General features: G+C 74.3%; 7 protein-coding genes. 5 read left to right on the forward strand and 2 right to left on the reverse strand.

What is annotated here, in order from left to right; all coding sequences use genetic code 11:
- Nucleotides 1–58 precede the first annotated feature (58 nt).
- Nucleotides 59–2,197: an acyltransferase family protein gene (locus tag J1M39_RS12230; RefSeq protein ID WP_342356365.1), complete on the forward strand. Its 2,139-nt coding sequence runs from the start codon at nt 59–61 to the stop codon at nt 2,195–2,197.
- A 106-nt stretch (nt 2,198–2,303) separates the two neighbouring features.
- Here J1M39_RS12230 and J1M39_RS04715 read toward each other — a convergent pair whose 3' ends face one another.
- The gene (locus J1M39_RS04715; protein WP_010079791.1) at nt 2,304–3,389 is read right to left on the reverse strand and encodes an inositol-3-phosphate synthase; all 1,086 of its coding nucleotides are present in this window, start codon (nt 3,387–3,389) and stop codon (nt 2,304–2,306) included.
- Nucleotides 3,390–3,559: 170 nt separating this feature from the next.
- On the opposite strand from J1M39_RS04715, the gene J1M39_RS04720 reads away from it, so the two are divergent.
- Entirely contained in the window at nt 3,560–5,092 is a 1,533-nt protein-coding gene (locus J1M39_RS04720; RefSeq protein ID WP_206496507.1) for a glycosyltransferase family 87 protein, read from the forward strand.
- Here J1M39_RS04720 and J1M39_RS04725 read toward each other — a convergent pair.
- Nucleotides 5,083–5,415, reverse strand: a complete 333-nt coding sequence (locus J1M39_RS04725; protein ID WP_241253860.1) for a hypothetical protein — start codon at nt 5,413–5,415, stop codon at nt 5,083–5,085. The genes J1M39_RS04720 and J1M39_RS04725 overlap by 10 nt on opposite strands.
- Before the next feature lie 107 nt (nt 5,416–5,522).
- On the opposite strand from J1M39_RS04725, the gene J1M39_RS04730 reads away from it, so the two are divergent.
- The 3 genes from J1M39_RS04730 (at nt 5,523) to J1M39_RS04740 (ending at nt 9,089) form a co-directional block, all read left to right on the forward strand.
- Nucleotides 5,523–6,998 (forward strand): M18 family aminopeptidase, encoded by a 1,476-nt coding sequence (locus tag J1M39_RS04730; RefSeq protein ID WP_206496509.1) that lies wholly within the window; start codon nt 5,523–5,525, stop codon nt 6,996–6,998.
- A gap of 287 nt (nt 6,999–7,285) precedes the next feature.
- Complete coding sequence (locus J1M39_RS04735) at nt 7,286–8,737, forward strand: CCA tRNA nucleotidyltransferase (protein ID WP_063188537.1); 1,452 nt, start codon at nt 7,286–7,288, stop codon at nt 8,735–8,737.
- Between the two features lie 52 nt (nt 8,738–8,789).
- Nucleotides 8,790–9,089: a DUF7218 family protein gene (locus J1M39_RS04740; RefSeq protein WP_070708933.1), complete on the forward strand. Its 300-nt coding sequence runs from the start codon at nt 8,790–8,792 to the stop codon at nt 9,087–9,089.
- Nucleotides 9,090–9,188: the final 99 nt, after the last annotated feature.

Consider the following 9,188-nt stretch of genomic DNA (forward strand, 5'->3'; position numbering starts at 1 on the left):
GGTGGGGGATAGCCGGAGGCTTTGGCCCATCCAGGTCCGGATGGGATGATCGACCGCTGTGAGTTCCGACCAGCGCACCGCGCCCGTGCCCCGCCATGCCCTGTCGCCCCAGGACGGCGCGCCCGCCGTCAAGGTCGGCACGCGGGTCAGTCGCGGCCCCGGCCGGGTGACCGCCCTCGACGGGCTGCGGGGGATCGCGGTGCTCGCCGTGCTCGTCTTCCACGCCTGGCCCACCTTCCTGCGCGGCGGGTTCGTGGGCGTGGACATGTTCTTCGTGCTCTCCGGCTTCCTCATCACCACCGGCCTGGTCCGCGGTGTGGACGCGGGCCGGGGCGTGGCGCTGGGCACCTTCTGGATGAAGCGCGTCCGACGCCTCATCCCGGCCATGCTGATGGCGCTCGTGGGCACCACCGCGCTCGCGTGGCTGGCGGTGGACGAGTTCCCCGCGGGCCTGGGCCGCCAATGGTTCGGCGCCCTGACCTACACCAGCAACTGGGTGATGATCCTCGAGGGCGGGGACTACTTCAACCGCGCCTCGCCGCCACTGTTCGAGCACCTGTGGTCCCTGGCGATCGAGGAGCAGTTCTACATCCTCTGGCCCCTGCTCCTCTGGGGGCTGCTCCTGCTCACCTGGCCGCCGCGCAGCACGGTGAACTCGGGGCGGGTGGCGGACCGACGCCGCATCCTCGCGGTCGCGGTCGCGGCCGTGGCCTCCGCGGCGTGGATGGCCTGGGGCTCGTGGCACGGGTTCGAGCAGGCCCGCCTCTACTTCGGCACGGACACCCACGCCTTCGGCCTGCTGTTCGGCGCGTGCGTGGCGATCGGTCTGGCCCACGTGCCCCGGCCCGAGCACGGCGGCCCCGAGCCGCGGACCTCGGCCACGCGGGTGGCCGTCGCGTGGGGCGCCGTCGCGGTGCTCGCGGCGGGCTTCGCCCTGGTCGACGGCGGCCACGCGAGCACGTACCGCGGGGTGCTGGCGGGCCTGTCCGCCGTCGTCGCGTTCATCGTCTGGCACGTGGTGCAGGGCGACCGGCGCGACTCGCTCTCTCGCGCGCTGGGCAACGGGTTCCTGCGCTGGTGGGGGCGCCGCTCCTACGCCGCGTACCTGTGGCACTGGCCGCTGCTCGTGATCATGCGCGTGATGGTGCCCGTGGACGCCCCCGGGTGGGTCGAGCCCGTGGCCGCCGGCGCGATCCTGCTGCTGACCGCCCTGATCGCCGACCTGAGCACCCGGCTGATCGAGGAGCCCATCCTCCACGAGGGGTTCAGGGGCGCCTTCGGCCGCTGGGGCGCGGCCGCGCGGCGGGCGTTCACGGGCGGGGCCGGGCCGATCGGCCGGCTCGCGGCCGCCGCCACGGCGCTGGGGCTTGTGGCCGTGCCCGCGGCGGCCGTGGCCGCCGTGGTGCACTCGCCCGCGCAGACCCAGCTCGAGCAGGACATCGCCCAGGCGGAGGAGTCCCTCAAGGCCGCCGAGGCGGCGCAGCAGGCGGCCCGCGAGTCCCGCGCGGCGGAGCAGTCGAAGCGGGCCGAGGCGTCGGCCTCGGCCTCGCCCGGCTCGGCCGCCCCCGGGGACGCGGAGGGCTCCGCCGGCGCGACGTCCTCGCCCGGATCGTCCGCCGAGCCGTCCGGGCTCGGGCTCGGCGACCCGGCCGTCACGCGCCCCACGTACTCCAAGGAGCAGCTCACCGCGGCCCTGCCGCCGTCCGAGCTCGGCACGGACGTCACCCTGATCGGCGACTCCGTCTCGCTCTCGGCCGCGCCCACGCTCCTGGAGCAGCTGCCGGGGATGCTGCTCGAGGCGGAGGTGGGCTACCAGATCTGGGACGCCGCGGACGAGATCGAGAAGCTCAAGGCGGACGGCCAGCTGAGCGACGTCGTCGTGGTGGCCCTGGGCGCCAACGGCACCACCCACCGGGGCGACTGGGAGAAGATCCTGGCGGCCGTCGGCGAGGACCGGCTGCTCGTGCTCGTGGTGCCGCACGGCCCGATGGACTGGATCGCGGACGTGCAGGTGCAGATGGAGGCGCAGGCCAAGGCCCACCCGGACCGGATCGTCCTGGCGGACTGGGACGCCGCGGCGAAGCAGCACGTCACGGACTTCTCCGCCGACGGCGTGCACCCCCGCGCCGACGGCCAGGCCATATACGCCCAGCTCGTCCGGCTCACCATCGAGGACCGGCTCGGCACGCGGCGCTGAGCGCGGTGGCCGGGGCGGCACGCGCCCCCACGACGACACCGGCCCGTCACCTCCACGGGGAAGGTGACGGGCCGGCGTCGTGCGCGGTCCGCGGGGACCGGGCTGGTCAGCGCTCGATGTCGCCGCGGATGAAGGCCTCCACGAGCTCGTGCGCCGCGTCGTCGTTGTGCTGCACGGGCGGGGACTTCATGAAGTAGGACGAGGCCGAGAGGATCGGCCCGCCGATGCCGCGGTCCAGGGCGATCTTCGCGGCGCGCACGGCGTCGATGATCACGCCGGCCGAGTTGGGGGAGTCCCACACCTCGAGCTTGTACTCGAGCGAGACGGGGGCGTCGCCGAAGTTGCGGCCCTCGAGGCGCACGAACGCCCACTTGCGGTCGTCGAGCCAGGCCACGTAGTCGGACGGGCCGATGTGCACGTCCTTCTCGCCCAGCTGCGCGGAGGTGTTGGAGGTGACGGCCTGCGTCTTGGAGATCTTCTTGGACTCCAGGCGCTCGCGCTCGAGCATGTTCTTGAAGTCCATGTTGCCGCCCACGTTGAGCTGGTAGGTGCGGTCCAGGGTGACGCCGCGGTCCTCGAACAGCTTGGCCATCACGCGGTGGGTGATGGTGGCGCCGATCTGGGACTTGATGTCGTCGCCCACGATCGGCACGCCCGCGGCGGTAAACTTCTCGGCCCACTCCGGGGTGCCGGCGATGAACACGGGCAGGGCGTTCACGAACGCGACGCCGGCGTCGATCGCGGCCTGGGCGTAGTGCTCGGTGGCCCGCTGCGAGCCGACGGGCAGGTAGCAGACCAGCACGTCCACCTCCGCGTCGCGGAGGGCCTGGGCCACGTCCACGGGCTCGGCCTCCGACTCCTCGATGGTCTCGGCGTAGTACTTGCCGAGGCCGTCCAGGGTGGGGCCGCGCTGGACGGTGACGTCCGCGTGGGGCACGTCCGCGATCTTGATGGTGTTGTTCTCGGAGGCGGTGATGGCCTCGGACAGGTCCAGGCCGACCTTCTTCGCGTCCACGTCGAACGCGGCCACGAACTCGAGGTCCGACACGTGGTAGTCGCCGAACTGCACGTGCATCAGGCCCGGGACCGTGTCCGTGGCCTTCGCTTCGCGGTAGTACTCCACACCCTGGATGAGGGATGTTGCGCAGTTGCCCACGCCGGCGATGGCGACGCGGATGGGGTTGGTGGCCACGGTCTGGTTCTCTCCTCGACTGTCCGGAACGGGTGCGGGCACGCGGAGCGCGCGCAGGGGGCCCACACCGTTCGGCGGGGCGCTCACCCGGGGATCAACCCCGCCAGTCTACGACCGACGACGGCGGCCCCGCCCGTCCGGTGTCCGGGGGGCTTCCTAGGATGGGGGGCATGAGACCGGCCCCCGCGCATGCCGCGACCCCCAGCGAGCCGCCCACTCACGCCGCGGACGGCGCCCCGAGCGACGCCGTGACCGCCCCGGGCGCCCCCGCCGGGCGTTCCGCTGACAGCGCACCGTCCGGGGCCCTGCCCGCCCCCGGTGAGCGCGGCGGCCGCTTCCAGCTCGCCGGCGGCCTCGCGGCGAACGGCCCGGGGCGGGGGACCGGCTCCTGGGCCGGGCCCGTGGCACTGACGGGGCTGCTGGTGGCTCTGGCCGCCGTCGTGACCGTGCTGCAGAAGTCGCCGTGCCTGCTGCACGGCTGGGGCGCTCCGGACGTCTACTACGCGGGCTGCTACTCGGACTGGGCCGCGCTCTACGGCGGGCGGGGGTTCGCGGCGGACCCGTGGGCGCCGTTCCGGGCGGGCTCCACGTTCGAGTACCCCGTGCTGATGTCCGTCGTGGGCTCGGTGGCGGCCTGGATCACGCAGGCGCTGCCGTTCTCGCCGGAGCAGGGCACGGTGGTGTTCTGGCTCGTGAACCTCGGATTCGTGGTGGTGCTGTGGGCCGTCGTCGCGGTGCTGACCGTCCGGATGGCGGGGCGCCGGTGGACGGACGGGCTCATGGTGGCCGTGGCCCCGGGGATCGTGCTGGCCGGCACCATCAACTGGGACCTGTGGGCCGTGGCCCTGCTGGCGTGCGGCATGTACGCGTGGTCGCGCGGCCGGTCCCTGACGGCGGGGGTGCTGTTCGGCCTCGGCGCGGCCATGAAGCTGTATCCGCTGCTGATCCTGGGGCCGCTGCTGATCCTGGCGGTGCGCTCGCGGCGGTGGCGGCCGTTCCTGCTCGCGGCCGGGGGCACGGTGGCGGCGTGGGCGGCGGTCAACGTGCCGCTCATGGTCGTGAACTTCCAGGCGTGGTCCGTGTTCTTCACCTTCTCCGGCGAGCGCGGGCCGGGCCTGTCCAGCGTGTGGCACGCGTGGGACGTGACCGCCGCGCAGGCCGGGTGGGCGTTCGTGCCGGAGGACTCCCTGACCCTGCTGGCCTACGGCACCTTCGCGGTGTGCTGCCTCGGGATCTTCGTGCTCGGCGTGCGGGTGCGGCACACCCCGCGGCTGGCCCAGCTGACGTTCCTGGTGGTGGCGGCGTTCGTGCTCACCAACAAGGTGTACTCACCGCAGTTCGTGGTCTGGCTGATCCCGCTCCTGGCGCTCGCCCTGCCGCGCTGGCGGGACTTCTGGGTGTGGCAGACGGTGGAGGCGCTGCACTTCTTCGCCGTGTGGATGTACCTGGCCAAGGGGGTGGCCGAGACCCCGCCGCAGCACTCCATGGACGACTCCGTCTACGTGGCCGCGATCCTCGCCCACATGCTCGCGGTGCTGTGGCTGTGCGGGCGCGTCGTGTGGGAGATGCTGCACCCGGCCGAGGACCTCGTGAAGCGCGACCACGGCGGCCACCCGGACACCGATCCGCTCGCCGGCGCGTACGCCGCGGACGCCGGCCCGGCCTGGGGTCGCTCAGACCGGCCGGCCGCGGTTCAGGCGTAGTCCCAGCGGTGGATCGGGCAGTCCGGGGACGACGGCGGCGCGCTCGTCCCCGTCTCGGCGGCGCCGCCCTCGCGGGGCGGCGGCGGACAGACGCACTGCGCCCCGGAGGCGGCCGTGGCCGCCTTCATCTGCTCGCGCCAGATCACGTGGGGGTCGGCGGCCGGGTCCGCGGCCGCGCCGGGGTGCGTCGGACGCGCGACGCCGTCGTCGTGGGCGGGGGTGCGGGCCGCGTCCCCGTCCCGGGTGAAGCCCATCCGCACGATGGCCCAGCCGCCCACGGTCCACGCCACCAGGAGGAAGACCCCCACGGCGACGGCGATCATGATGTCCACGGCGGGCTCCTCCTGCGCTGACGGGGCGGGCGATGCGGCGGGCCCGCTTTCGGGCCAGGGTAGCCGGACGGGGTGGTGGGGCGCGGTACGGTCGGGGCATGACCCCCGTGACCCGTGACACCGCCGCCGAGATGCCCGCCCACCTGCGGGACCTGGCCGAGTTCGTGACCGCCTCGCCCTCCAGCTACCACGCCGCGGAGGAGGTCGCACGCCGCCTGGAGGCCGTCGGCTTCACCCGCCTGGACGAGACGGCCGACTTCCCGGCGGCCCCGGGCGGCTACGTGGTGGTGCGCGACGGTGCGGCGATGGCCTGGATCGTGCCGACGGGCGCCGGGGCCCTGGGCCGGGACGAGGGCGCTGAGGCGCGCGCGGCCGGGCCGGACGAGGCGGGGCCGAGCGCCGGCGTCGTGCCGGTGTTCCGCGTGCTCGGCGCGCACACGGACTCGCCGGGGTTCAAGCTCAAGCCGAACCCGGCCACCGTGACGGCCGACGGCTGGGTGCAGGCCGGCGTCGAGGTGTACGGCGGCCCGCTGCTGAACTCGTGGCTGGACCGCGAGCTGCGGTTCGCCGGGCGTCTGGCCCTCGACGACGGCAGGCAGGTGCTCGCCGCGACCGGGCCCGTGGGGCGCATCCCGCAGCTGGCCATCCACCTGGACCGCGAGGTCAACGAGGGGCTGACGCTGAAGCGGCAGCGGCACACGAACCCCGTCGTGGGGGCGCTCGCCCCGCGCGGCGAGGGCGAGGCCGACGGTCTGGCCGCCCGCGTGCCCGGTGACGTGCTGACCGCGCTCGCGGCCGCCGCCGGCGTGGACCCGGCCGCGGTGCGCGGGCACGACGTCGTGGTGGCCGACGCCCAGGCGCCCGGACTCTTCGGGCTGGCGGGCGAGTTCTTCGCGTCGGGCCGGCTGGACAACCTGAGCTCGGTGCACGCGGGTCTCGTGGCGCTCGAGGAGCTGGCGCGCGAACACGGCGGCGCCGAGGGGGCGATCGCGTACGAGGGGACCGTCGCGGGCGGGGTGGCCGGTGAGGCGGCCGGCGCCCCGGTGATCCCGCTGCTCGCCGCGTTCGACCACGAGGAGCTGGGGTCGGCGTCGCGGTCCGGGGCGGCCGGGCCGCTGCTCGAGGAGGTCATGGGGCGCGTGCTCGAGGCGCTCGGCGTGGCCGGGCAGGGCCGGGCGCGGGCGATCGCGGGGTCCTGGCTGCTGTCCGCGGACGCCGGCCACCTGGTGCACCCGAACTACGCCGAGCGGCACGATCCCGTGAACCACCCGCGCGTGAACCACGGCCCGCTGCTGAAGATCAACGCCAACCAGCGCTACGCCACCGACGCGGGGGGAGAGGCCGCGTTCGCCCGTTGGTGCGGCGTGGCGGGGGTGCCGTTCCAGGAGTTCGTCTCCCACAACGACGTCCCCTGCGGCTCCACCATCGGCCCGATCTCGGCGACCCGCCTGGGCATCCGGACCGTGGACGTGGGCCTGGGCCTGCTGTCCATGCACTCGGCGCGCGAGATGTGCGGCGTGCGGGACGTGGAGCACCTGACGGCGGCCGTGCGGGAGTTCTTCCGCGGAGTGTGAGGCGCGGCGGGGGATGACGGCCGCCACGAACGGCGTGCGCGGGGCTGCGTCAGCCGGCGGGGCGGGGGGTCAGCCTTACATAGGTGCCGACATTGTCCAAGGTCATGCCGTTCACGACGGCGGAGGCACGGCCGTTGACCATCACGCCGGTGAGGGTCGTGCTGCAGTTGCTGTACCACCCGATGCTCGGCAGGGTGATGGTGCCTGAGACGGGGGCGGGTACCCGTCAACTCTAGCCCGGCCCGCGCGGGCCCGTGCCGGGACCGTCTGGCACCCTTGTAGGCATCATGGATCTGACCACCGCCACCCACGCGCTGCCCCCCGGCTTCCCCGCGGACGCCACCCTGCCCGCCGTCGTCGTGGAGCTGGGGCGGAGGTTCGAGGCCGCCGGCCACGAGCTCTCCCTGGTGGGCGGCCCGGTCCGCGACCTCTTCCTGGGGCGGACGTCGCCGGACCTGGACTTCACCACGGACGCCGACCCGGACGCGTCCGAGGCCGTGGGCGCCGGCTGGGCGGACGCCACGTGGGACGTGGGGCGGCGGTTCGGGACCATCGGCTTCCGCAAGGCCGGCTGGCAGCTCGAGGTCACCACCTACCGGGCCGAGCAGTACGACCCGGCCAGCCGCAAGCCGCAGGTGGCCTTCGGCGACAGCCTCGAGGACGACCTGCTGCGCCGCGACTTCACCGTCAACGCCATGGCCCTGCGCCTGCCCGCCCTCGAGCTCGTGGACCCCTTCGGCGGCATGCGGGACCTGCACGCCGGCGTGCTGCGCACCCCCGGCACCCCCGAGGACTCCTTCTCCGACGACCCGCTGCGCATGATGCGCGCCGCCCGGTTCGCCTCCCAGCTCGGCTTCGCCGTGGCCCCCGAGGTGGAGGAGGCCATGGCCGCGATGGCCGAGCGGATCACGATCATCTCCGCCGAACGCGTCCGCGAGGAGCTCGTCAAGCTCGTCTGCGGGGCGCACCCGCGCGCCGGCCTCGACCTGCTCGTGCGCACCGGCCTGGCCGACCACGTCCTGCCCGAGCTGCCCGCCCTGCAGCTCGAGTCGGACGAGCACCACCGCCACAAGGACGTCTACGCCCACTCCCTGACCGTGCTGGAGCAGGCCATGGAGCTGGAGGGCGAGTACGCGCCGTCGACCCCCGACCCCGTGCTGCGCCTGGCGGCGCTGCTGCACGACGTCGGCAAGCCGGCCACGCGTCGCTTCGAGAAGGGCGGGGCCGTCACCTTCCGGCACCACGAGACCGTGGGCGCCAAGCTCGTCCGCAAGCGGCTGCGCGCCCTGAAGTTCGACAACGACACGATCAAGGCGGTGGCCCGCCTGGTGGAGCTGCACATGCGGTTCTACGGCTACGGCGACGCCGGCTGGACCGACTCCGCCGTCCGCCGGTACGCCCACGACGCCGGCGACCTGCTGCCCCGCCTGCACGCGCTGACCCGCTCGGACGTGACCACCCGCAACCGGCGCAAGGCCGAGCGGCTGGCCCACGCGTACGACGACCTCGAGCGGCGCATCGCCGAGATCGCCGAGGCCGAGGAGCTCGCCGCCGTGCGGCCGGACCTGGACGGGCAGCAGATCATGGCGCTGCTGGGGATCCGCCCGGGCCCGGTGGTGGGCCGGGCGTACAACCACCTGCTGGAGTGGCGCCTGGACGAGGGGCCGCACGAGCCGGCCGAGGCCGAGGCGGAGCTGCGGCGCTGGTGGGCCGAGCAGCCGGAGGCCCAGCAGGACTGAGGCGGCGCGGCGGACCTTCCACCCGTCGTCGGGCCGGGACCACACTGGCCGCATGGCTGAGAAGAAGACCGAGAAGAACGGCGCCCCCATGGGCCCCGGCACCTCCAGCATCAAGGACCCCGAGGTCTACGAGGCGCTGCGCCGCGAGGGCGCGAGCGAGGAGAAGGCCGCGCGGATCGCCAACGCCTCCGCCCGGGACGGCCGGGACGAGGTCGCCGAGCGTGGCGGCGAGGCCGGCTCCTACGAGGACTGGACCAAGGACGAGCTCGCGAAGCGGGCCCGCGAGCTCGACATCGAGGGCCGCTCCACCATGACCAAGGACGAGCTCATCGAGGCGCTGCGCGACCACTGACCGGCGCCCGCCCCCCGCTTCCGGGGCGGAAACCGGTGCTTTGGGAGCGGAATACCGCCGGAAACCGCCCCCAACGCGGTGGGTGGGTGGGGGATAGCC

Origin of the sequence: Micrococcus sp. KRD077, assembly GCF_017168505.1 — a bacterium.
Classification (GTDB): Bacteria; Actinomycetota; Actinomycetes; order Actinomycetales; family Micrococcaceae; genus Micrococcus; species Micrococcus luteus.